The sequence below is a fragment of the Microbacterium sp. A93 genome (assembly GCF_051842835.1).
In genome coordinates this window covers 337,274-358,984 of sequence record NZ_JBPXMT010000007.1, presented here as the reverse complement: position 1 = coordinate 358,984, position 21,711 = coordinate 337,274, and the positions used below count along the sequence as shown (strand labels likewise).

The window sequence follows — 21,711 nt, the reverse complement described above, 5'->3', positions numbered from 1 at the left end:
AATGGCTGACCACACCCGCACCACGCTCGCCGCGGCCGCGCGCGCTATGCGCGATGTCATCATCCCTGCCGTGGATCCGAACGATCCGCTCGCTCTCGAACAGGCGAAGATTGTCGCTCAAGTTCTGGAATTCGTCGAACAACGTATCGATCATGTGCATGAGCGCGCTCGTTTTGAGCTCCTTCATTACCTGGCGCTTCTGCAAGAGATTCGTAGCGATGTCGCGGTGATTTCTCCCGCACTCGGCGCGGCAATTGAGCAAGAGCTGGAGGTTGCCGCTGTGATCGCGGCTGACGCGCGGGTGGGTACGCCGACTGTTGCGGATACGGCGCGATCGCTGGCGGAACTGGTCTCCGCGAGCGTGCGCTCCTCCCAAGGTGAAGCGTCCGGGTTGCGCATAGAGCTGGCAGTGCTGGACGCAGCGAAAGAGCTTCTCGACATGCAACGTGCGTGGTTCCTGCCGCAGGGATGGGAGAGCGACCCCGCTGTCGTCCCGTCGCTTGACGCTGCTTTCGCAGTTCGCCTGCAGTAGCAGTTTTGACAGACCAAAGAGAGAGAGGAATACTCAGTGATCACCGCAGAACATCTCGAATACCAGAACGGACCTGATGCCGACTACGACTGGGCGGAGACGTATTTCCTGCCCATCCCGGTGCCAGAGCACAACATACTCGCGCACGTCTACGTGGTCGTTCGTCCCGTTCTGGGCGTGATGACGAATGACATCTATTTCTACGGCTCGATGACAGACTCTCGCTCGCAGCTGCTGCATTACAACGTGCGCAACCAGCTCCCGGCGCCCGAGCGTTGGTCGCTTATCGACTCGCCGATGGGGCTGCGGATCGAGGCCACCAAGCCACCGCGGGAGTATCGGATCGACTATGTCGGCCCGGACGGCAATGAGATTCACGTGGATTGGATCGGTCTGCACGAGCCTTTCGACATCCATGACCCGGCGATGAGTCCGAACGCGGGCGGCACCGAGGAGGAGCGCGCTGCGAAGTCGAGCTCGGGGGAGGCCTACAAGGGGCACTACGACATGACCGGCCGAATCACGGGCACGATCAAGGTTCAGGGCAAGGAATTCCCCGTCGACAGTATCGAGCGCATGGACCGCTCGTGGGGGAAGCGTCCGGAGTCCGTCCGGCCGATGAACAGCATCAATGCGACTTTCGGCGAGGACCTCGCGTTCCACTTCCGGGCGCCTCGCGACGCGCAGGCACCAGCGCGACAGCGCACCGAGATCACCCACGGCTACGTCATCGATAAGGGTGAGTTCGTCGCCCTCTCACATGGCTCGTTCGAGGCCACCCGGTTCGGAATCATGTTGCTCACACTGGATTGCGAGGTCACGGATGTTCGTGGCCGTACATATCGGTTGCACGCCATGCCCAACGTCGGTGCGCCGTGGACCGCATATCCCGCGAACATCACGTGGAACGGCATGATGAAGTGGGTCTACGGCGAACGCGTCGGCTACGGCGTCGTGATGGAGAACAACCTCATCTCGGATCACACGACACGTTTCGGCGTGTGGCCGACAGACATGCCACAGGTCATCCGCGCATGAACGCCGACTTGCCGACGAGCGTGTTCGATCACGGCCGGCGAGTCAAGACCCTCGAGGGCGCGCACAATGTGCGTGACCTCGGGGGTCTGCCTGCGACGGGAGGGCGAACAGCGATCGGACGGGTGTTCCGTGGCGACTTTCCTGTGGCGCTCGTCACTGCAGGTAACGCTGCTGAGGCTGGCCTGCCGATCCGTACGATCGTCGATCTTCGTCGTCCCAGCGAAGCGGACTCGGAGCGCGTCGACGCGGAGCGTCTCGGCCTGGAGTACGTTTCCTCGAGCCTGGTGACCGACCAGGGCACGAGTTGGACCGCGGGATACTACGACTATCTGATCGATGGCCCCGATGAGATCGTCACGGCGGTCCGCGCAGTGATGGACGGCGCGGAGGATGGTGTGTACTTCCACTGCGCTGCCGGCAAGGATCGCACCGGCGTCATCGCTGCTCTTGTTCTGGACTTGCTCGGTGTCGCGCATCCGCTCATCGTCGAGGACTTCCTGCTGACCGATCACGGCATCGCTGGCATCCTCGAACGTCTGCGCACCGTGCCTGGCTACGATCGGGTGTTGTCCGGGCGAACCGTTGAACAGCACCGCCCGCAGCGACAGAAAATCGAAGCGCTGCTCGAATCCTTGGTCGAAGACTGGTCGGGCGCGGAAGGATGGCTACTCGCGCACGGTCTCGCGCAGGACGCCATCGATCGGTTCCGCTCGCTCATGATCGTGTCGGATCCGGCCTAAGCGAAACACCGGATGAAAGAGGCGGGGCCCGGGATGAATTTTCCCGGGCCCCGCCTCTCCTCGTCGTCAGCGGCTCGCGCACTCCTGCAGACCGGTCTGACGGTCGTGGTCGCTCACGCCATCGAGCGCGGTGTTCAGCTCGTCCAGAAACGCATCGGCATCCGCCCCGGCGGCCTCGGCCGACGATTTCCATTCGGTCAGGATGCTGTCGCCAACCTTGTCGCGGAACTCGTCTACAGTGTCTTCGCCCCAGATCGTGACGCTGCCGCCGTTCTCCAGCAGCACGTCGCAGATCTGCGCCTCGACTTCGAGGGTGGCTTCGGTGCTCCAATCGGTGAGGTTCTCGTAGGACGCGGTGATCGCCTCCCGCTGAGCGTCGGAGAAGTCGTCCCAGAGCGTCTTGTTAATCACGATGTACGACGCGATGTATGGGCCGGTGCCGGGGTCGGTGATATTTGTTGCGACCTCATTGAGTCCGAAAGAGGCGATGTTTTCGTATGCGAACGACGTGTATCCGTCGATGAGACCGCGCTCGATGGACTCGTACATGTCGGTAGCCGGGAGGGCGTGGACATTCGCGCCCCATTCCTGCACTGTGTTAGCGATGTAGCCAGCGGCACGTAGCTGCAGACCGTTGAGATCCTCCGGACCTTCGATCGGGTCGGTTGTTGCGATCGTGTTCTCGCCTGGCGTTATGACGGCCAGAAGATGAACCCCGTTGGCGGTGAACTCGTTCTGGAAAGCGGGGCTGGTGTCATAAAGGTCCGCGAGTGCCAGGGATGCGCTCGCCGAATCCGGTGCGATGAACGGAACGCCGAGGACCTGGCTCAACGGCATCTCCGCGGGCGTGTACGCGGCAGAGATCAGAGCGATATCAGTACGGCCGTCGGTGGCTCCGGCGAGGCCATCCGGTGCGCTGAGTAGAGAAGCGGACCAGAATGGCTCGACCTGCACTGCGTCGTCGGTAGAGGTCGCCAGCTCGTCGAACGACTGCTGCAGAGCTACGCTGATCGGTGCCGTTGGGCTGGCGTAGCTGGTGAACTTCAGCGAAAGCGGGGCGACGGCGCCATCAGATGGTGCTTCGACATCGCTGGCGCCGTTGGTGCTTGGGCTGCATCCTGCCAGTACGAGAACTGCGGAGGTGGCGGCTGCGCCGGCCCAGAGCAGGCGCTTGGCCGCGGAGGTGGACTGCATGGAGACTCCTTTGTCATGTTCGGGTGATGCGCCGAATAATTCGATGCATCGGCCCATAATACGTTATTTGGTGGTCGGACACCTACTTTTTTGATAACGTGGCTTCTGCGGCATCCACAAGGGTGCGCGTCTTGACCATCTGACCAGGGCGCATGCAAACCGCAACCGACTCGATGAGGAGTTCTCGGTGTCAAAAACAGCCAACAGCGCTACACCTGCGCCGGCGCACACGCTCGCCGGCGTGGCTCGCGCCCTGGAGCGCGCAACCCTCGTGGTTGAGCCGGTCTTGCGCACGATTGCCAGCATCGGAGTGCTCCTGCTCATGATCGCTACGGTGGTCGATGTCTCAATGCGCACTCTGGCGGGCCATGGGGTTCCTGGTGTGATCGAGATCACCGAAGTGCTCTTGGTGGTGACGGTATTCCTCGCGATGATGAGCTCAGGCAGAGACGGTCAGCACATTCGTGTGACGTTGCTCACCGATCGGTTGCCGGAAGCGGCGGCGAGACTTGTACGGTCGATCGGACTCGTGCTCTCTCTCATGATCGTGGGATGGCTCACTTGGGCCACGATCGACAAGGCGATCGTGTCACTGCGAACGGCCGAGTACCGGTTTGGTCTGATCAACGTACCGATCTGGCCCGCACGTGTCGCCATTCCGATCGGCCTCGTATGCCTGGCGATCGTCTTGATCTTCCTCCTCACTGCAGAGCTGTCCAAGTACTCGAGTGTCGTCGGCCGCGAGCGCGAGCCGTTCGAGGACCTGCTTGACGCCCCGATCACGAAGGATCTCGCATGACTCCCGAACTCGCGGCAGGACTGGCAGTTGCCGCACTCTTCGTCTTCATCGCACTCGAAATGCCGGTCGCCCTGTCGCTGATCAGCTCTGGAGTCGTCGGGTTGATCCTGATGGGTGCGAGCGGGAACATTGCCAGCGTGCTGGCATCCACGCCCTATACGTCCACCGCCAAGTACGCACTGTTCGTCATCCCGATGTATATCCTGCTCGGCTGTCTGATCGCCAACGCCGGCATCGGCCGCGCAATCTATCGCGCTGTGAACCATGTCATTGGTCATATTCCTGGCGGCCTTGCAGCCACCGCGGTCGGGGCCACCACGATGTTCTCGGGGATTTCTGGTTCCAGCGCCGCAGATGTTGCCGCCTTCGGGCGTATCTCGGTGCAGGAGATGGGCCGATACGGGTACAAGCGCGAGTATGCAGCCGCTGTCGTAGCAGCGGCTGGCGCATTCGCCGCGCTCATTCCGCCGTCGATCGCGATCGTTCTCTACGGAATTACCGCCGAGGTCAGCATTGCGGCTCTGATTTTTGCCGGCATTATCCCCGGGCTGTTGTCGTGTCTCATCCTGATGGCGTTCGTTATCGTGCGAGCGATGCGCGGGACGCGCACGAATGACCCGCGTTTCGGCGGAGCGAAGGCAGCGGCTCCTGTGAACGCGCGCAGCCTCGACGAGGCCTGGGACTCCACGGCGGAGATGCGTGCAGTCATGCGTACCGAGACGATCGTGGCTCCCCGCGAGCGGCGAGGCCTTGCCCATTTCGTTCACAGCGATGCCATGGGTGTCGTGTACGCGGTCGTGATCTTCGTGATCGTCGTCGGCGGGCTCTATGGGGGGTACTTCACCGCCACCGAGGCTGGCGCACTCGGGGCAGTGGCTGCCCTGATCATCATGGTCGTCGAGGTGAAGAAGAAGCGTGCCTCGATCTTCAAGGTGTTCGCGGTCTCGATGCGCGAGACGGTCGGCGTCGTCGGCATGATCTTCCTGTTGATCGTCGGCGGCGCGATGTTCGGCTACATGCTTACGCTCTCGGGTCTGCCCCGTGCGCTCACGACGTGGGCCGGGGATCTCGAGGTTCCGCCCATCCTCGTCATCGCCATGCTGCTGCTCATCCTGTTGCCGCTCGGTGCGGTACTCGATGGCCTCACGGCAATGCTGATCACTGTGCCATTGATGAGCCCGATCGTGCTCACGCTCGGATTCGACCCGATCTGGTTCGGCATCCTGGTTCTGAAGATGATCGAAATCGGCCTGATCACGCCGCCGATCGGCATCAACGCATTCGTCATATCTTCGGCGACCGGCATCCGCGCCGAGAGCGTATTCCGCTACCTCACGCCGTTCGTGTTGCTCGATCTCACCCTCACAGCCGTGTACTTCCTGGTGCCGGACATCATTCTGTGGCTCCCGCGGGTGGCCGGCCTCCTCTAGTGATTGAGACGCTGACAGGATTCGCGGTTGTCGTCCTCGCGGTTGTCGTCGGCTACATTCTCGGACGGAGCGACGTGCTCGGGCCGCATGCGGCCCGAGTTCTCGCCCGGCTCACGTTCTACGTCCTGGCACCGTTCCTACTGTTCGTGGTTCTGTCTCAGGCAAACACCGAACTGCTGTTCTCCTCGCTACTTCCGGTCTCGGCGCTTGCCGCCATCTTCGTGATGCTGGTCTACCTCCTTGTCGCAAAGCTGCTGTGGCGGCGGTCCGCGAGTGAGGCGGTGATCGGCGCGTTGGCGACCGGGTTTGTGAACTCGAACAACATCGGACTCCCGCTCTCGCTCTATCTGCTGGGCAGCGCCGCGTATCCGGCACCGGTGATCCTGTTTCAAGTGCTGATCCTCACACCGATCTCGCTGTTCCTGCTGGAGGCGACGGCGGGAAATCGGGTGTCTCTGGCGCGGATCGTACGGCGATCGCTGACGAATCCGATCGTGCTCAGCTCGATTCTCGGCGTGCTGGTCTCCCTATCGGGGCTGCCATTGCCGGCGCTTGCTCTCGAGCCAGCGACGTTGCTCGCCGACGCGTGCGTTCCGGTTCTACTCATCAGCTACGGACTCTCGCTCTCCGGTCAACGGCTCCTCGGAGACGTTGACCGCCGATCCGATGTCGTCCTGGCCACGGTTCTCAAGCTTCTCGTGATGCCCGTCGCCGCTTGGGTGCTGGCCGGACCGATGCTGGGACTTCCTGATGCCGAGGTGTTCATTGTGGTGGTGCTTGCCGCACTCCCGTCCGCACAGAACGTGTTCAACTATGCCCAGAACTACGGCGTTGGCGTCGGCGTCGCACGTGACACGATCCTGCTCACGACGATCGGATGTCTTCCCGTGCTGCTGGTGGCGAATCTGTTGCTGTCTTAACCGGGACAGTTGTCGCGATGATAGATGGGCATAAAAGTATATGGTTGACTACATAACTCGCAGATGCGGAAGGACCCCACAATGACAGATTCAAGCCCTCGCGAACTCACTCACTTCATCGGTGGCAAGCACGTCTCCGGAACCTCTGGTCGCTTCAGCGACGTCTTCGATCCGAGCACCGGTGAGGTACAGGCGCGGGTGCCGCTGGCGAGCACGGAGGAGATGGCAGCGGCGATCGCGAACGCGGAAGAGGCTCAGGTTGGGTGGGGTGCGACGAACCCGCAGAAGCGTGCCCGCGTGCTGATGAAGTTCGTCGAACTCATCAACAAGGATGCTCTCGAGTTGGCCAAGACGCTTTCTCGCGAGCACGGCAAGACGGTCGATGATGCCAAGGGCGACATCCAGCGCGGTGTCGAGGTCGTCGAGTTCGCCATCGGCGCCCCGCACCTACTCAAGGGCGAGTACTCGAGCGCGGCCGGCACTGGGATCGATGTCTATTCGATGCGTCAGCCACTCGGCGTCGTGGCGGGTATTACCCCGTTCAACTTCCCGGCCATGATCCCGCTGTGGAAGATGGGTCCGGCGCTCGCGGCCGGTAACTCCTTCATCCTCAAGCCGAGCGAGCGCGACCCCTCTGTGCCGTTGCGCATCGCGGAACTTTTCCTCGAGGCAGGTCTGCCAGCTGGCGTGCTGAACGTCGTCAACGGCGACAAGGAAGCCGTCGACGCGATCTTGCACGATGACCGCGTCAAGGCTGTCGGGTTCGTGGGTTCGACGCCGATCGCGCAGTACATCTACGAGACCGCCGCTCAGAACGGCAAGCGCGCTCAGTGCTTCGGCGGGGCGAAGAACCACATGATCGTGATGCCCGACGCTGACCTCGACCAGGTTGCCGACGCTCTGATCGGCGCAGGCTATGGTTCGGCGGGCGAGCGGTGCATGGCGATCTCGGTCGCGGTCCCGGTCGGCAAGGAGACCGGTGACGCGCTCGCCGCGAAGCTCACCGAGCGTGTCAAAGCGCTCAGGATCGGCCCGGCCCTCGCCGAAAGCGTCGACTACGGGCCTCTCATCACGGCCGAGGCACTCCAGCGCGTCGAGGGCTACATCCAGACGGGCATCGACGAGGGCGCGACGCTGCTCGCCGATGGTCGCGGCTACACGGTCGAGGGGTATGAGAACGGGTTCTACCTCGGCCCGACACTCTTCGACAATGTGTCGACCGACATGACGGTGTACAAGGAAGAGGTCTTCGGGCCTGTGCTGTTCATCGCACGCGCCGACGACTACGAGCAGGCGCTCGCGATGGCGAGCGATCACGAGTTCGGCAACGGCGTCTCGATCTTCACACGCGACGGCGACGCCGCCCGTGACTTCTCCGCACGGGTGAATGTGGGCATGGTCGGCGTCAACGTGCCGATCCCCGTGCCGATCGCATACCACACGTTCGGCGGGTGGAAGAAGTCCGGTTTCGGTGATCTGAACCAGCACGGCCCTGATGCCTTCCGTTTCTACACGAAGACGAAGACGGTCACGAGCCGTTGGCTGTCGCACGACCTCAAGGAAGGCGCGAGCTTCGTCATCCCGACGATGCACTGACTGCCATGTCGAGCACGATCATTGAGGAGCGCGCCGCACTCGTCGGCGCCGTCCGCGACTTCGCCGAGACCGAACTCGTCCCGTACGCCGCGAAGTGGGATGCCGAGAAATACTTCCCGGTCGACACGTTGCGCAAGGCAGGCGAGATGGGTCTCGGCGGCATCTACGTCCGCGAAGACGTCGGCGGATCCGGGCTCTCGCGCTCGGATGCGGTCGCGATTTTCGAGGAGCTGGCGAAGGGCGACACGACTATCGCCGCCTACATCTCTATTCACAACATGGTCGCGTGGATGATCGATACGTTCGGTGACGACGCGCAGCGGGAGCGCTGGGTCCCCGGGCTCGCTGAGATGTCTGCGCTGGGTAGTTACTGTCTCACCGAACCGGGCGTGGGTTCCGACGCTGCGGCGATCACGACCTCCGCGATCCGCGACGGCGACGAGTATGTCATCAACGGTGTGAAGCAGTTCATCTCTGGCGCCGGCTCTTCTGCGGTGTACATCGTGATGGCTCGCACCGGCGCCCCGGGTTCACGCGGCATCAGCGCGATCGTGGTTCCCGACGGGACGCCGGGTCTGGGCTTCGGTCCGAACGAGGAGAAGATGGGCTGGAACGCACAGCCCACCCGTCAGGTGTTCTTCGACAACGTCCGCGTGCCGATCACCCATCGGCTCGGCGAGGAGGGCGACGGCTTCGGCATCGCCATGAAAGGCCTCAATGGCGGGCGAGTGAACATGGGCGCCTGCTCGCTGGGAGGCGCCCAGTGGGCGTTGGACCGCGCGACGAGGTACGTGCAGGAGCGTCACGCTTTTGGTGGTCCCCTCTCCGATAACCAGTCGATCGTGTTCACGCTCGCCGACATGGAGACCGAACTGCAAGCAGCACGCGCGCTGCTCCAGCGCGCGGCGGAGAAGATGGATGAGGGCGCCCCTGACGTGGCAGTGGCGTGCGCGCTCGCGAAGCGATTCGCGACCGACGTGGCATCCTCCGCGGCCAATGCGGCCCTCCAACTCCACGGTGGCTACGGCTACCTCAAGGAGTACGGCATCGAACGCGTCGTGCGCGACCTGCGTGTGCACCAGATCCTGGAAGGCAGCAACGAGATCATGCGACTCATCGTCGGACGTGAGCTTCTGGCGGCGGCACGATGAGCGACGTCGCCGAACATGACGTGCTCTTCGAGCAGCGCGGACGGCTCGGACTGATCACGCTCAACCGTCCAAAGGCCATCAACGCCCTGAACCATGCAATGGTCATCGCGATGAGTGACGCGCTCACCCGCTGGGCTCAGGACGATTCGATCCAGACGATCGCGATCGGAGGAGCAGGCGAGCGCGGCCTCTGCGCCGGCGGCGACATCGTGAGCCTGTACGAGGACGCACTGTCTGGCGACGGCTCCGCCTCCGCACGGTTCTGGTACGACGAGTACCGTCTCAACGCACAGATCGCACGTTACGCGAAGCCTGTCGTTGCGATTCAGGACGGTATCGTGTTGGGTGGCGGCATCGGGATATCGGCCCATGCTTCGCATCGGATCGTCACCGAGCGCAGCAGGCTCGGGCTGCCAGAGGTCGGCATCGGCTTCGTTCCCGATGTCGGTGCCACCTGGCTCCTGTCCCACGCGCCGGGCGAACTCGGCACCTTCGTCGCGCTGACTGCCGGCTCTGTGGGTGCGGCGGACGCGATCATGATCGGCCTCAGCGACGACTTCATCCCATCCTCCAAGATCCCGAAACTCCTGAAGGCGCTGGAAACGACGGATGCGGCCGAAGCAATCCTGCTGCTCGCAGAGGATCCGGAGGCGGCGCCGCTCGCCGCGACTCGCCCGTGGATCGACCATGCGTTCTCTGCACAGGGCGTCGCGGAGATCGTGGGACGTCTGCGCACTGTCGGCGATCCAGAGGCGGAACGAGCCGCCGACGCCATCGATGGCAAGTCGCCGCTCGCGCTCGCGGTCACACTCGAGTCACTCCGCCGAGCCTCAGCGCTGACAAGCCTCGAGCACGCGCTCGATCAGGAGTATCGGGTGTCTCGTCGTGCACATGCCGCACCCGACTTCGCCGAGGGTGTGCGTGCACAGGTGATCGACAAGGATCGCAATCCGATATGGGACGCATCCAAGGCCCTGTCAGCAGACGCCATCGACGCCTACTTCCTGCCACTCGGCGACCATGAACTCGGGCTGGCTCCTGCCAGCGTCCACTGAAAGAGAGCATCAGTCATGACCAGCATCGCATTCCTCGGCCTCGGGCACATGGGCGGCCCGATGGCCGCTAACCTCGCCACCGCAGGTCACCGCGTCATCGGGTTCGATCCGATACCGACGGCACTCGACACCGCGAGGGAGAACGGCATCGAGATCGCCGTGGACTCCATCACCGCGGTCGCGGACGTCGACATCGTGATCACCATGCTGCCCACGGGCGGACACGTGATCGCCGCCTACCAGGGTGACGGCGAGAACACCGGTCTGCTCGCCGCGGCGAAGCCGGGAACACTGTTCATCGACTGCTCGACGATCGCCGTCGACGAAGCACGCACGGCGCACGACCTCGCGCTCGCGGCCGGCCACCGGGCGGCAGACGCTCCCGTGTCCGGGGGAGTCGTCGGCGCGGAGAAGGGCAGCCTCGCGTTCATGGTGGGCGCGAGCGAGGAAGACTTCGAATCCGCACGGCCCATCCTGGAAGTTATGGGTGGACGCATCGTGCACTGCGGTGGCTCGGGGCTGGGGCAAGCGGCAAAGGTCTGCAACAACATGATCCTCGGGATCACACAGATCGCGGTCGCCGAGGCCTTCGTGCTCGGCGAGCGACTCGGGCTCAGCCATCAGGCGCTGTTCGATGTCGCATCCAACGCCTCCGGGCAATGTTGGGCGCTGACGACAAACTGCCCTGTTCCCGGCCCCGTGGCAACGAGCCCGGCGAACAACGACTACGAGCCCGGGTTCGCCGGCGCTCTGATGTCGAAGGATCTCGGTCTGGCGGAATCGGCCATCGAGTTGACCGGTGTCGATGCGCAACTCGGCCGCCACGCGCGTGAGATATACCAGGCGTATGCCGACGGCGATGGCGCGCGCAAGGACTTCTCCGGAATCATCAACACGATCCGCGCACAGAGCGCGGACGCCCGACAGGAGCAACTGTGAGCGACTACGAAACGATCATCACCGAGACCAAAGGCCGCGTCGGCTGGATCACGCTGAACCGTCCCGAGGCGCTCAACGCGCTGAACGCGAAGCTCATCAGCGAGGTCGTCGCAGCCGGAAAGGCCTTCGATGACGATCCCGCCATTGGCGCGATCGTGATCACCGGTTCCGCCAAGGCCTTCGCCGCCGGTGCAGACATCAAGGAGATGGCGGACAAGGGATACATCGACATGTATCTCAACGATCCTTTCGCCGACTGGAACGACTTCGGTCGGCTGCGCACCCCGGTGGTGGCTGCCGTCGCAGGATACGCGCTCGGTGGCGGATGCGAGCTCGCGATGATGGCGGACATCATCCTCGCCGCCGACACCGCGAAGTTCGGTCAACCAGAGATCAACCTCGGAGTCATCCCCGGTATCGGCGGCACCCAGCGACTGCCTCGTGCGATCGGCAAGTACAAGGCTGCTGAGCTGGTGCTCACCGGACGCCTCATGGGCGCCGAGGAAGCCGAGCGGTCAGGACTCGTGTCACGAGTCGTCCCTGCCGATGAACTGCCCGACGAAGCAGCGAAAGTCGCTGAGACGATCGCATCGAAGTCGCTCCCGGTCGTCTATGCGGCGAAGGCAGCATTGCAGGCCGCGCAGGAGACCACCCTCGCTGAGGGGATGCGATTCGAGAGGCAGGCCTTCGCGGCGACGTTCGCTCTGGACGACCAGACCGAGGGGATGGCCGCCTTCCGTGAAAAGCGGGCGCCGGTCTTCACGCACCGCTGAGCACCTGATGTTGTGCGCCCACTAGGCGTACAGCATCAGAGCGGGTCAGGTGGCTGCACCGGGTGGACCTACTCGCCGCAGAGTCGATTGAGGCCATTGCCGGGTGGGGTGCTTGAGCGGCTTCACCTCTAGCGCTTCCAGTTGGGGTGCGAGAGACTGGTCGGGAACTCAGAATTGTGACCGTCGATATGGCAGTGCGAGAGTCTGGATCCGTGCCCACATTTTGCGTCAAACTGAACAAGAACCAACCCCGCTGAGACGGGCTGAGACCAGATCTTCCGAGTCCTGAAACCGCGTAGATCCGGGGTTCTGACTGATTCGGGTCGAGACCGGATTCGAAAGATGGGGTTCAAATCCCTCCGTCTCCGCCATTAAATCCCTGGTCAGAAGCTATTTTCTAAAGACTCTGCGCTCGGTTTGCGTCAAATTGCCCACTAGATTGTGGGCAGAAGGTCTCCGATTCGCCTGGCGGCCACGCATGAAAGCCCTGTTCACGTGCCTTTTCGCCTTGGCATGGCGCGAGGAGACGGAGGGGCTTTGTCTCTCGGTCTCCTCACCGTCTCTCATCGGATTCAAAACACGCCCCCAAGACTCCTCGCAGCCTTGGTGCCAACCAGGCAGGCGGCAGACCCATGCCCGAGCAGGCGTGTCGTTCAAACGTGGGGCGTCGAGTAGGTCACGGAACTCGGTAGCGTAACGCCTGGGCACAAGACGTCCTTCCAGGCAGACCCCAAGCAAGCTAGATCAGATGTCGCCCAACCGTGCGGCAGTCCCTTCAGGCGTTTTTGCTTTGGCACGTTCCGTGCGTCGCTGCGATGGATAGTGCGCCACCTGCACCTCGTGCATAATTGCAGACCGTGCAATAATGCTTGCGTGCAACAATCCGAAGGGCTGAGAGCCCGCAAACAGCGGCAAACGCGCGATGCGATCCATCGTGCGGCCGTGGACCTGGCCTTCGAACTCGGGCCAGACGCGGCGACGGTCGCCGAGATCAGCGCGCGCGTTGACATCTCGCCGCGCACGTTCTTCAATTACTACCCGACCAAAGAAGATGCGTTCGTCGGCCTGCACGAGGGGCTGCCGAGTGACGACGAACTCGACATGCTGCGCTCCGGAACATCCGACGATCTCATCGGCGACATTCTGACGCTCATGCTCGGAGTCTTCACACCCAGCGACGAAACGCTCCTTGAGCAGCGCAGGGCGCTTATGGCGGAGCATCCGCAGCTTATTCAGCGGCAGTGGGCGCGAATGGTTGGCGTTGAGCAGCGCATCGCCGGAGTGGTTGCAGAGCGAATGCGAGCCGGGGGTGCCTTCACCACCGTGTCCGACATCGACGATGCGGCACGTGCGCTGGTTGTGACCTGCAACGCGGTGCTTCGTCTGAGCATCCGCAAGATCATCGCCGACCACACCTCGGCCGCTGACATCCGGCCGCAGGTCGATGAGAGTCTGCGCATCCTTCGAGAGGTACTGCGTACGCTGCCATGACCGCTTCCTCGACCGCCCCACGGCCCCGCTCTCACGAGTCGCGCAGGGGTATCATCCTGCTCTTCATCGGGTTGGTGCTGGCGATGCTGCTCGCCTCGCTCAGCCAGACGGTGCTCAGTGCCGCGATGCCCACGATGGTGGGTGAGCTCGGCGGGGTCGACCAGATGCTGTGGGTGATGACCGCCTACATCCTTGCATCGACCATCATGATGCCGATCTACGGCAAGATGAGCGACTTGATCGGCCGCAAGGGGCCGATGATCTTCGCGATCGTGACGTTCATGGCAGGCTCCGTCATCGGTGCGCTCGCCCCCGACATGACTGTGCTCATCGCCGGACGAATCGTGCAGGGGGTCGGCGGCGGCGGACTCATCATCCTGTCGCAGGCGATCATCGCCGATGTCGTCCCGGCGCGCGAGCGCGGTAAGTACATGGGAATCATGGGCGCGGTCTTCGCCGTGTCATCGGTGGCCGGCCCACTCCTTGGCGGCTGGCTGACCGAAGAGGTCAACTGGCGCTGGACCTTCTGGCTCAACATCCCACTCGGCGCTCTCGCGCTCGTGGCCGCGATCGTCTTGCTGCATCTGCCGAAGGGCACGACCGCGAAGCCAAAGATCGATGTGTTCGGCATGATGACGCTTGCAGTGGCGACGGCCAGCCTGATCCTGGTCGCATCCTGGGGCGGCAATGACTACGAATGGACGTCGCCGGTCATTTTATCGCTCATCGCGTCAACCGTTGTCTTCGCCGTGCTGTTCGTTTTCGTGGAGCGGCGTGCTGCCGAGCCGATCATGCCCCTAGGTTTGTTTCGGCACCGCAACTTCAATCTCGCCACCGCAGCGGGCTTGCTGATCGGCGTCGCGATGTTCGGAGCGATCGGGTACCTGCCGACCTATCTGCAGATGACATTTGGGGCGGATGCCACGACGGCCGGCATGCTCATGGTGCCGATGATGGGCATGATGCTGGTCAGCTCCCTCCTCAGTGGTTGGCTTGTGAGCAAGTACGGGCGCTACAAGTGGATGCCGATTGTCGGGGCGGCGCTGGTCGCGCTCGGGCTCGTGCTGCTGGGCACGATGACCCCAGAGACTCCGCTGTGGCGGTTCTGCGTCGATGTGGGCTTGTTGGGACTGGGGCTCGGCGTCAACATGCAGATCCTTGTGCTGATCGTGCAGAACACATTCCCGAACAGGGTGGTGGGTACTGCGACCGCGGCGAACAATTTCTTCCGTCAGATCGGTGCGTCGCTGGGCAGCGCTGTGATCGGGAGCCTGTTCGCCCTGCGCCTGGTAGACATCATCGGAGAACGGCTTCCCTCCGGTGGCACGGCGCAGGTCGGCGACATCGCCTCGCTCACCCCCCACAGCGTGCTGGAGTTGCCAGCATCCGTGCACGACATCGTGGTGCACGGATACAACGATGCGCTCACTCCGCTTCTGCTTGGTATGGCACCACTCGCGGTTGTCGCGGTCGTGCTGCTGTGCTTCATCAAGGAAGTGCCGCTGAAGACGACAGTTGAGCGCGACATCGTCCCTGACTCTGTCAGCGAGGGACACCTCATCATTGAGCACGATAGCGACTCAGTGAACGACGCCCGCTGAGGCTTCCCGGCCCTCATGACATGAGCAGCGCTTCCCGGGCGAGTTGCTTGTTGCACGCTGGCGTTCTAAGTGCGGTCGGCCCTATCGGTAGTGGAGAGCAATCGGCCATTCGGAGAGGTAATCGACGGTCGCGAATCGTGCCCACTTTTTGCGTCAAGTTAAACAAGGACGAACCAGGCGCGATCGGGGCCGGCGGGTCTCGCAAAGGGGTGTAGGTCAAATGCCGGGTGAACAACGAGGCCGTCACCGACCTGTACTTACGACTGGGGCTAGCGATCGGGGAGTTCTGAAGCTCTCGCACGGGAACCGAACTCTGGCTAGCAGCGAGGCGAGCCTGAGTAGCTCTCCGCAATGACCTCGTCGATGCGGTCCGGCCACGGGTGCGAGTCGGCGTAGTGGGTGCCCATTCTCGAGAGGAACCTTTGCGAACGCGACCGTTCGACCAGACTGCGTCCAGTCGCCAGTACTGAGCCGTCCCTAGTCACCGTGATCGTGCGCGAGATATCCGCGGGAGAACGCTGCGGCGACCGCGGCCGCGCGATCGTTCACCCCGAGCTTCGCGAAGGCGTGCAGCAGATGCGTCTTGATAGTCGCTTCGCTGACGAACAGCCGACGCGCGGCCTCGCGGTTGGTCGAGCCTCGCGCAATCAGGTCGAGCACCTCCACCTCCCGCTGCGAGAGGTTGCCCGACGATGGGCGGCGCATCCGCCCGAGGAGCCGGGCGGCGACCGTCGGCGCCAGCGTCGTTTGGCCCTGTGCGGCTGCCTCCGTCGCTCGGAATAGCTCCTCTCGAGGAGAGTCCTTTAGGAGATATCCCGTGGCGCCGGCCTCGATGGCTGCAACGACGTCGCTGTCGGTGTCGTACGTTGTAAGGACCAGAATGCGGGACGGAATGCCGCGCTGGGCGAGAGCGCGGATCGCGCTCACCCCGTCGCTTCCCGGCATCCGCAGGTCCATGATGATCACGTCGGGCCGGAGCGCCGCCGCCTTGGCGATTGCCTCCGTGCCGTTACTGGCTTCCCCGATGACTTCGAAGCGTGGGTCCGCGGTGTACATGCCACGGAGCCCGTCACGGACTACCGGGTGATCGTCCACGAGCAGCAGTGAGATCATTGTGTCCCTCCCACGGGTGTGGCCGGGACCGTCGCTGACAGAGCGGTTCCGGCACCGGGCTCAGACTCGATCACGACTTGACCGGCCAATCGTCGAACTCGCTGGCGCATTGCTGTGAGTCCGAACCCGCCATCCTTGGATATCGCGGTGCGCGCCAGATCTGGCGCGAAACCCACACCGTCGTCGCGCACATCGAGGGTCACGAGGTCTTCCATGTATGACAGCGTCAAACCAACGCGACCGGCCTTCGCATGCTTGGCGACGTTGGTGAGCGCCTCCTGTGCTGTTCTCAGCAGCGTCGCCTCCACATCGGTGTGCAGCGGGCGGGCATCTCCGGTGACGGTGAACACGGCATCAACAAGATGTGACTCCGCCCACCGCCGGGTCACTTCCCCGATGGCTTCGGGCAGCAGCGCGTGGGCGAGTGCGTCCGGTTCGACGGCATGGATGGTGCGACGCGCATCGGTGAGGCTCTCGCGGGCCAGCGCTAAGGCGTTCGTCAGGTGCCGGCGCGCTGCGGGCGCGTCGCCCATGGTCTGCTCGGCAGCCTGCAGCTGGGTGAGGATACCGGCGAGGCTCTGAGCGAGGGTGTCATGGAGGTCGCCGGCGATTCGCTGCCGCTCGTCGAGGATTCCCGCTTCGCGGGCCTGCACCAGCAGCTGTGCGTGCAGGCCTGCGTTCTCCTCCAGCGCACCCTCGAGCTTGGCGTTGGCGTCGTGGAGCAGCGCGAGGACTTGCTTTTGCTTTCGACCGGTCACGTCGGTGGACGCGGCGAAATAGAACGACGTCCCGGCGAGCACACCGGTCACCGCGCTGATCGTCACCCACACTCCCCAGCGCCCTTCGGCGATGTTGTCCCATCCGCCCACGTATGACACGGCCATGATGATCGAAGTAGCCGCGACGCCGACGTATCGCCAGGGTCCGGCAAGGAGGAGGAACGCGTGGATGTAGCCCACGAACGCGAAAACCCCGTACCAGGGGGACAGCACCACCAGGGCAGCAGCCGTGATCATCAGCCCTGTGTAGGAGACGGCGATCAGAGTTCCGTTTCGCCGGTCCCCCTGTGCGCGCGAGAACACCGAGAGCCACACCGTGGTCACGAGCGTGAGGCCGAGTATCGCGGGGAGGGCGACCCGTTCCCCCTGCCCGATCTGTAACAGGGTTAGGACGGTGCTGATCGCCAGCAAGGCGTACGGGAGCACGGAATAGAACACGCTCTCGCGACGCTCGGCTCGCGCGATCTCCTCACGTAGCTCTGTCTCGATGCTCATTTCCTACTCCCATCGGAAGAACCGGGCGGCCGTTCCTCCTGCGATGATCGACCAACCCAGCAGAACGGCGAGGTGGAGTAGCGAAGGCCAGTTTCCGGCCGTGGCGTCTTGCAATGATTGCACGCCCGCCCCGATAGGGGTGTAGTCGGAGATTGCTCGCAGCACGTCGCTCATTGATTCGCGCGGAATCCATAGCCCGGCGAAGAAGGCCAGCGGGAAGAACAGCACCAGGCCGATCGCGCTTGCGCTTGACCCGCTCGGTGCGAGTGCGGCGATGAGCAGCCCTGTCGAGAGGAGCGCGACGGCGGTTAGCCCAACCGCAGTGACGTACGCGAGGACGTTGCCAGGGAGTTCCACCGCGAACGCCAGCCGCCCGACGGCTAGGACGATCATCACCGTAGTTAGTGATAGCACCGCAAACAGGATGAGCATCGCGCCCAGCAAACTCCCGGGGCTCACCGGGGTCGTCCGCATTCGCCGCAGAATCCCCTTCTCACGGTAACCAGCGAATTGTTGCGGCAGGCTGTAGACGGCCAGGATACTGATTCCCACCGCGACGAGGATCGGCGCGTAGAGGTCGATGACACGGAGCCCGCCGAGTTCCGCATTGGGCTCGCGGAATGACGGGATCGCTCCGAAGACCACCAGCAGAAGGGGCGGGACGGCTAGCGCGAACGTCCACGTCATCGGGTCGCGGAAGAATAGCTTTGTCTCTGTGTTCGTGAGTTGCAGGAGTGCAGACATCATCAATTCCTGTCGTTGAGGGAGCGGCCGGTGAGGCTGACGAACGCGTCTTCGAGCGTGGTCTGTTCCAAGCGCAGGTCGGTTGCGGTGACATGGTGGCGGTCGAGTTCCTTCGTCACCGCGAGGAGGAGCTCCCCGGTGCCGGTGACCTCGAGGAAGCCGCCGGACGCCTGGACGGATATGACTTCGGGAACGGCGATCAGAAGGGCGGTGTCGATCGGTGCGGACGGTCGGAACCGGAGCTGCTGTCGGTCCTCGCTCTGTCGGATAAGTCCTGCCGGCGTGTCGAGGGCCACAAGGTTTCCTCCATCAATCACCGCCAGCCGGTCGCAGAGGCGTTCAACCTCCTCCATAAAGTGGGAGACGAGCACCACTGTGACACCGCGAGCTCGAACGTTCTCGATGAGATCCCATACGTCGCGACGCGCCTGCGGGTCGAGCCCGGTGGTCAGCTCGTCGAGGATGACGACCTTCGGATTACCGATCAACGCGAGCGCTATGGAGAGGCGTTGTTTCTGCCCGCCGGATAAATGCCGATACTGTACTCGGACCTTGTCCGAGAGCCCGAGGGGGCCGATCAGCTCACGCCAGTCCAGCGGTTCGCGATAAAAGGAGCCGTAGAGTTCAAGCGCCTCACCGACCTTGAGCTTGCCGGGTAGCTCGCTCTGCTGCAGTTGGACGCCCAGCACCTGCGGTAGCCCGCGCCGGTCACGTTGCGGATCGAGCCCGGCGATCTGGATGGTTCCGCTTTCGGGAATGCGGAGACCTGCGATGCTCTCCACGAGAGTGCTCTTCCCCGCCCCGTTGGGCCCGAGGATACCGAAGATTTCGCTTTCCTCGACGTCGAATCCGACGCCGTCCAGCACTGTGCGGTCGCCATAGCGTTTGACCAGGTCTCGTACCTCGATGATTGCCATTGCTCCAGCCTCACAGCGGCGCCAGCGCGATGAATCACCCGTGCGGCCGTCTTACGACGATATTTGGTGGATGCGGTGATCCACCGATCAGTTGATGCGTCGTCGAGCGTCTACGCGTAGGGAGAAGTCCCAAACAGCGACCACTCATCGCGGACTTCGCCACCGCACCGCTCCCGACACCGACGACAACGGCCCCCCCGATTGGATAGCAACGGCAAACCGCGCCGCAAGCCCCTCGAAGCGGTCCGCTGCGGGTTCCCATCGGCCGCCCAAGACTACGAGGAGAACCTCAACCTCGCGAAGATCCTCATCGACGACGAAATTGAACCGCCCCAGGTTTGATTCCGCACCTATGCGGAGAGCGGCTCTCGGGTGAAAGTTGCCCATGATCAGCGGTTGCGGGGCTCGAGTTCCCTCGCGTAGAAAGTCGTCGCTGCTTTCAGGATCGCAACATCCTCACGCAGCCGCCGGTTCTCGGCCTTCAACCGACGGATCTCTGGCGTGCTCTTCGCTGGTCTGGCCAGGCCATCACGATCGCCCAGCTCGCTCTCGGAGCGCGGGACCAATCTTCTTCGGCACGATGCCATCTTTTCAACTCGAAAGGAAGCGGCATCAAACCTGAGGCGGTTGATGGTGCAGAAATGGGTGTAGATGATTCGGCTGCCACGCGACCCGCACATTTGAATGGCATCAACACCTGCGCACACGTAGCCGACACCGCAATCTCGCTCCTGACGTGCCGCGGAACCCACTATCCCTGATGCGCACCGCATCCACCCGAATGGAGCCTCACTCACGATGAATAGACACAAGACGTCGCGCGCGACCGCGCTGCTCAGTGCTCTGGCACTGGGCACTCTCGCCGTTGTCGGCGGCTCGACCGCGGCCTTTGCTGCTCCCGCCGAGTATGGCAACATCGATTTCTCCCAGACCGGCTCCCTGACGGTGCACAAGTATCTGCACCAGGCCGCTGGCGGTACCGTGGGGGACATCAGTGAAGCCCCGGCACCCGGGGACTTCACCAACCCTGTCGAGGACGTCGTCTTCACTGCCTACCCACTGCTGAAGAGCGGCGCGGCACTCGACCTCACCGCGCCCGCCACATGGGAAGGGCTGAACACGATCACGCCCGGCGCCGCCTGCGCCGCGCCCGCCGGATACACCCTGGGCGCCGCCATCCCGATGCCCGCCACCGATGCCGCCGGCGCTTCGGCGCAGAGTCTGCCGATCGGTGTCTACCAGGTGTGCGAGACCTCGGCCCCGGACTACATCACTGAGATGTCGCAGCCGTTCATCTTGTCCATCCCGATGCCCCACGAGGACGGCTGGGTGTACGACGTGCACGCCTACCCGAAGAACGGCATGACCGACAAGCCTGTCAAGACCGTCAGCACCCTGGACGGCAAGACGGGACTGGGCTCGACCCAGAACTTCCCCGTGTCCCAGGAGATCCCGCGCAAGGAGGGCGACTGGACACAGTTCGCCATCTCGGACGCACTCGACCCGCGGCTGAAGCCGTTGGGCACGGGCGTGTTGTCGGTGAAGCTCGACGGAGCCGCACTCGACGCCGACTATTACACCGTGGCGTCCTCCCCCGTGGGCGGCAAGGCCAAGGTCACCGTATCCTTCACCCCCGCAGGCCTCGCATGGCTCAACGAGACACCGCGCAACGCCCATGCTGGCAAGACCGTCGAGATTGTCTTCACCACGAAGGTCGTCTCCATCGGGGCGGACGGCATCATCCACAACACGGCGGAGTTCACCGGTGACGCGACGGTGGAGTCGAACGAGGTCACCGTCAACTGGGGCAGCATCGAGCTGCAGAAGCGCGCCGCCGCCACCACCGGAGCCACCGGTCTGCTCCAAGGCGCGGTCTTCGAGGTCTACAACGCCGTGACGCCCTACGCGGCGGACTGCACCACGGCAGTGGCGGATGCTGCCGCCGGCCCCCTCACTGTCGATGGCGAAACCACGTTCACCTCGGATGCTGCCGGTGTGGTAAAAATCGGTGGGCTCTTCGTCAGCGACTCGGTGAACCCCTCGGTGAACGCGCTGACGCGCTGCTACGTCGTCAAGGAGACCGTGGCACCCGCGGGCTACGTCGTTCCGGCGGTACCCTTCACCGGGATCACAGTCAAGGCGGGAGTGACCTCCGTCGCAGACAGTCTGAACGCCGACATCGTCAACAACCTGGTCCCGCCCGTGAGGCTCCCCCTCACCGGCGCCAATGGCCAGCTCACCCTGCTCTACGCAGGTGGCGCTGCGGCGGTCATTGCCATCGGCCTCGTGCTGGTGAACCGCCGTCGCGCACGGGTGAACAACTAGCCCATCCGCACACCGTGGGGGCGTGTGAGAGCGCGTCCCCACGGCTGCATCTGCCCACGAACAATCCAGAGGTCGGTTC

The 21,711-nt window shown here is 63.5% G+C and carries 19 protein-coding genes and 1 pseudogene; 14 read left to right on the top strand and 6 right to left on the bottom strand.

Translation table 11 applies throughout. The features are described 5' to 3' along the window. Position 1 precedes the first annotated feature (1 nt). The 3 genes from ACSU1G_RS19250 to ACSU1G_RS19240 are packed head-to-tail and all read left to right on the top strand — an operon-like array spanning position 2 to position 2,310. Positions 2–532 (top strand): hypothetical protein, encoded by a 531-nt coding sequence (locus tag ACSU1G_RS19250; RefSeq protein ID WP_439281589.1) that lies wholly within the window; start codon positions 2–4, stop codon positions 530–532. Between the two features lie 36 nt (positions 533–568). Next, entirely contained in the window at positions 569–1,570 is a 1,002-nt protein-coding gene (locus ACSU1G_RS19245) for a DUF7064 domain-containing protein (protein ID WP_439281588.1), read from the top strand. After that, a complete protein-coding gene (locus tag ACSU1G_RS19240) occupies positions 1,567–2,310 on the top strand; it encodes a tyrosine-protein phosphatase (RefSeq protein WP_439281587.1) in 744 nt (247 codons plus the stop codon). Before ACSU1G_RS19245 ends, ACSU1G_RS19240 begins: the two co-directional genes overlap by 4 nt. Positions 2,311–2,376: 66 nt before the next feature. On the opposite strand, the gene dctP is transcribed toward ACSU1G_RS19240, so the two are convergent. Further along, positions 2,377–3,504 (bottom strand): TRAP transporter substrate-binding protein DctP, encoded by a 1,128-nt coding sequence (gene dctP / locus ACSU1G_RS19235; protein WP_439281586.1) that lies wholly within the window; start codon positions 3,502–3,504, stop codon positions 2,377–2,379. A 187-nt stretch (positions 3,505–3,691) separates the two neighbouring features. Between dctP and ACSU1G_RS19230 the strand changes: the two genes are divergently transcribed. The 10 genes from ACSU1G_RS19230 (at position 3,692) to ACSU1G_RS19185 (ending at position 15,259) form a co-directional block, all read left to right on the top strand. Then, complete coding sequence (locus ACSU1G_RS19230; protein ID WP_439281585.1) at positions 3,692–4,303, top strand: TRAP transporter small permease; 612 nt, start codon at positions 3,692–3,694, stop codon at positions 4,301–4,303. Continuing rightward, positions 4,300–5,733 carry a TRAP transporter large permease gene (locus tag ACSU1G_RS19225; RefSeq protein WP_439281584.1) on the top strand — a complete coding sequence of 478 codons (1,434 nt, stop codon included), beginning with the start codon at positions 4,300–4,302 and terminating at the stop codon, positions 5,731–5,733. Before ACSU1G_RS19230 ends, ACSU1G_RS19225 begins: the two co-directional genes overlap by 4 nt. Next, on the top strand, positions 5,733–6,653 hold the full coding sequence (locus ACSU1G_RS19220) for an AEC family transporter (protein WP_439281583.1): 921 nt from the start codon (positions 5,733–5,735) through the stop codon (positions 6,651–6,653). The genes ACSU1G_RS19225 and ACSU1G_RS19220 overlap by 1 nt, the downstream gene beginning before the upstream one ends. A gap of 81 nt (positions 6,654–6,734) precedes the next feature. After that, positions 6,735–8,249 carry a CoA-acylating methylmalonate-semialdehyde dehydrogenase gene (locus ACSU1G_RS19215; protein ID WP_439281582.1) on the top strand — a complete coding sequence of 505 codons (1,515 nt, stop codon included), beginning with the start codon at positions 6,735–6,737 and terminating at the stop codon, positions 8,247–8,249. 5 nt (positions 8,250–8,254) lie between these two features. Beyond that, positions 8,255–9,400 carry an acyl-CoA dehydrogenase family protein gene (locus tag ACSU1G_RS19210; protein WP_439281581.1) on the top strand — a complete coding sequence of 382 codons (1,146 nt, stop codon included), beginning with the start codon at positions 8,255–8,257 and terminating at the stop codon, positions 9,398–9,400. Further along, the gene (locus ACSU1G_RS19205; RefSeq protein WP_439281580.1) at positions 9,397–10,455 is read left to right on the top strand and encodes an enoyl-CoA hydratase/isomerase family protein; all 1,059 of its coding nucleotides are present in this window, start codon (positions 9,397–9,399) and stop codon (positions 10,453–10,455) included. Before ACSU1G_RS19210 ends, ACSU1G_RS19205 begins: the two co-directional genes overlap by 4 nt. A gap of 15 nt (positions 10,456–10,470) precedes the next feature. Continuing rightward, positions 10,471–11,394: a 3-hydroxyisobutyrate dehydrogenase gene (gene mmsB, locus ACSU1G_RS19200; RefSeq protein ID WP_439281579.1), complete on the top strand. Its 924-nt coding sequence runs from the start codon at positions 10,471–10,473 to the stop codon at positions 11,392–11,394. Beyond that, positions 11,391–12,167, top strand: a complete 777-nt coding sequence (locus tag ACSU1G_RS19195; RefSeq protein ID WP_439281578.1) for an enoyl-CoA hydratase — start codon at positions 11,391–11,393, stop codon at positions 12,165–12,167. Before mmsB ends, ACSU1G_RS19195 begins: the two co-directional genes overlap by 4 nt. Positions 12,168–13,040: 873 nt before the next feature. Next, a complete protein-coding gene (locus tag ACSU1G_RS19190) occupies positions 13,041–13,658 on the top strand; it encodes a TetR/AcrR family transcriptional regulator (RefSeq protein ID WP_439281577.1) in 618 nt (205 codons plus the stop codon). Then, positions 13,655–15,259 (top strand): DHA2 family efflux MFS transporter permease subunit, encoded by a 1,605-nt coding sequence (locus tag ACSU1G_RS19185; RefSeq protein ID WP_439281576.1) that lies wholly within the window; start codon positions 13,655–13,657, stop codon positions 15,257–15,259. Before ACSU1G_RS19190 ends, ACSU1G_RS19185 begins: the two co-directional genes overlap by 4 nt. Positions 15,260–15,736: 477 nt before the next feature. On the opposite strand, the gene ACSU1G_RS19180 is transcribed toward ACSU1G_RS19185, so the two are convergent. The 5 genes and pseudogenes from ACSU1G_RS19180 to ACSU1G_RS19160 all read right to left on the bottom strand — a co-directional run. After that, entirely contained in the window at positions 15,737–16,372 is a 636-nt protein-coding gene (locus tag ACSU1G_RS19180; RefSeq protein WP_439281575.1) for a response regulator, read from the bottom strand. Further along, positions 16,369–17,646, bottom strand: coding sequence for a sensor histidine kinase (locus tag ACSU1G_RS19175; protein ID WP_439281574.1), 1,278 nt, complete (start codon positions 17,644–17,646; stop codon positions 16,369–16,371). Before ACSU1G_RS19175 ends, ACSU1G_RS19180 begins: the two co-directional genes overlap by 4 nt. A 3-nt stretch (positions 17,647–17,649) precedes the next feature. Further along, a complete protein-coding gene (locus ACSU1G_RS19170; protein ID WP_439281573.1) occupies positions 17,650–18,390 on the bottom strand; it encodes an ABC transporter permease in 741 nt (246 codons plus the stop codon). A gap of 2 nt (positions 18,391–18,392) precedes the next feature. After that, positions 18,393–19,307: an ABC transporter ATP-binding protein gene (locus ACSU1G_RS19165; RefSeq protein WP_439281572.1), complete on the bottom strand. Its 915-nt coding sequence runs from the start codon at positions 19,305–19,307 to the stop codon at positions 18,393–18,395. A 381-nt stretch (positions 19,308–19,688) separates the two neighbouring features. Beyond that, positions 19,689–19,891, bottom strand: a pseudogene (locus ACSU1G_RS19160) (IS3-like element ISPfr13 family transposase); the annotation flags it as partial. Between the two features lie 214 nt (positions 19,892–20,105). Between ACSU1G_RS19160 and ACSU1G_RS19155 the strand changes: the two are divergent. Beyond that, the gene (locus ACSU1G_RS19155; protein WP_439281571.1) at positions 20,106–21,632 is read left to right on the top strand and encodes a SpaH/EbpB family LPXTG-anchored major pilin; all 1,527 of its coding nucleotides are present in this window, start codon (positions 20,106–20,108) and stop codon (positions 21,630–21,632) included. Positions 21,633–21,711: the final 79 nt, after the last annotated feature.

What these genes read in the sequence shown, in the direction of transcription:
- ACSU1G_RS19250 (WP_439281589.1), top strand. Translation starts at nt 2, where the DNA reads ATGGCTGACCACACCCGCACCACGCTCGCCGCGGCCGCGCGCGCTATG.
- ACSU1G_RS19240 (WP_439281587.1), top strand. Translation starts at nt 1,567, where the DNA reads ATGAACGCCGACTTGCCGACGAGCGTGTTCGATCACGGCCGGCGAGTC.
- dctP (WP_439281586.1), bottom strand. Translation starts at nt 3,504, where the DNA reads ATGCAGTCCACCTCCGCGGCCAAGCGCCTGCTCTGGGCCGGCGCAGCC.
- ACSU1G_RS19225 (WP_439281584.1), top strand. Translation starts at nt 4,300, where the DNA reads ATGACTCCCGAACTCGCGGCAGGACTGGCAGTTGCCGCACTCTTCGTC.
- ACSU1G_RS19215 (WP_439281582.1), top strand. Translation starts at nt 6,735, where the DNA reads ATGACAGATTCAAGCCCTCGCGAACTCACTCACTTCATCGGTGGCAAG.
- ACSU1G_RS19210 (WP_439281581.1), top strand. Translation starts at nt 8,255, where the DNA reads ATGTCGAGCACGATCATTGAGGAGCGCGCCGCACTCGTCGGCGCCGTC.
- ACSU1G_RS19205 (WP_439281580.1), top strand. Translation starts at nt 9,397, where the DNA reads ATGAGCGACGTCGCCGAACATGACGTGCTCTTCGAGCAGCGCGGACGG.
- mmsB (WP_439281579.1), top strand. Translation starts at nt 10,471, where the DNA reads ATGACCAGCATCGCATTCCTCGGCCTCGGGCACATGGGCGGCCCGATG.
- ACSU1G_RS19185 (WP_439281576.1), top strand. Translation starts at nt 13,655, where the DNA reads ATGACCGCTTCCTCGACCGCCCCACGGCCCCGCTCTCACGAGTCGCGC.
- ACSU1G_RS19180 (WP_439281575.1), bottom strand. Translation starts at nt 16,372, where the DNA reads ATGATCTCACTGCTGCTCGTGGACGATCACCCGGTAGTCCGTGACGGG.
- ACSU1G_RS19175 (WP_439281574.1), bottom strand. Translation starts at nt 17,646, where the DNA reads ATGAGCATCGAGACAGAGCTACGTGAGGAGATCGCGCGAGCCGAGCGT.
- ACSU1G_RS19170 (WP_439281573.1), bottom strand. Translation starts at nt 18,390, where the DNA reads ATGTCTGCACTCCTGCAACTCACGAACACAGAGACAAAGCTATTCTTC.
- ACSU1G_RS19165 (WP_439281572.1), bottom strand. Translation starts at nt 19,307, where the DNA reads ATGGCAATCATCGAGGTACGAGACCTGGTCAAACGCTATGGCGACCGC.
- ACSU1G_RS19155 (WP_439281571.1), top strand. Translation starts at nt 20,106, where the DNA reads ATGAATAGACACAAGACGTCGCGCGCGACCGCGCTGCTCAGTGCTCTG.